Genomic DNA, 928 nt, shown 5'->3' with positions numbered 1-928 from the left:
TCAGCACCCAATAAATTATGCGGTGAATATTGACCACTCAAAAGATTGCTCAGTATAAAGTCCAAGCCCCCTACCTTAAAAGGCGTCATGACACTAAGCGTACCAGTAAATTTGGCAAATTGTGGCTCCGCATCCCCTGCCCCTGGATCGTGCTTCTTGACAGAATGAAACAAGGGAAGACCTTGCAAATAACTCACATCAAAGGTCCAAGTCCCCCCCAACATCTGGCGCGAATGCGAAATCCCAAAATTGGCGACACTATATTGACGGCTACCCACTTCAATCTTATTGCCAAGAAGGTAATTGTTGGTTCTTTTATAAGAAAGACCTAAATTCAAGGTTGTAAGGGAAACACTATCACGGTAAAGAACCCTGCTTGTACTGGCGTGCAACTCACTGGAATCCCCCGTCGTCTCAATATCGGTAAAATTGCCAGGGATAATGCTTTGGTAATTATAAACAGTGCCATTCAATCCAAAGGTCCAATAACCGTACGGAATACTCACACTCGCTGAAATGTTATTGCTATGTCCTTCTTGCTTGCTCCCACCCCAATAATCTGTCTGACTGCGCTGATAGTTAAAATCCCACGCATCATTCATCCCTAAAATATTTTCTACCCTCAAGCCCGCACTATAACGCGCATAACCCGTGGAAGATTGTCCCATATTGTCATGAGAAACAGTAACCTTGAAAGTTTTATCGGGATGATTGTTAATATTGACAATGGTGCTCCCTTCTTCACGCCCTGGAAGAAGTTCGCTGTGAGCGTGCGCTGAACTCAAACGGTTGATCTGATCAAGCCCCTGTTCAATATCGCGCATGTTCAGAACATGACCTTGAAGCCCAGGAAAAGCACTCCACACAACATTGTTATAACGAGATGCCGGTGAACCATTATAGTAAATCTCTGAAAGCTTGCCCTCAA

Annotated in this window: 1 protein-coding gene; it reads right to left on the bottom strand. The window is 44.3% G+C overall.

All coding sequences use genetic code 11. The features are described from left to right. On the bottom strand, positions 1–928 hold a 928-nt coding region (locus ACFIJZ_RS09905; RefSeq protein WP_375631989.1), incomplete at both ends, for a ShlB/FhaC/HecB family hemolysin secretion/activation protein.

This window comes from Bartonella sp. CL70QHWL, from assembly GCF_042194855.1.
GTDB lineage: Bacteria > Pseudomonadota > Alphaproteobacteria > Rhizobiales > Rhizobiaceae > Bartonella.
The sequence above is the reverse complement of the archived record's forward strand: the minus strand, read 5'-3'. Positions and strand labels throughout refer to the sequence as shown.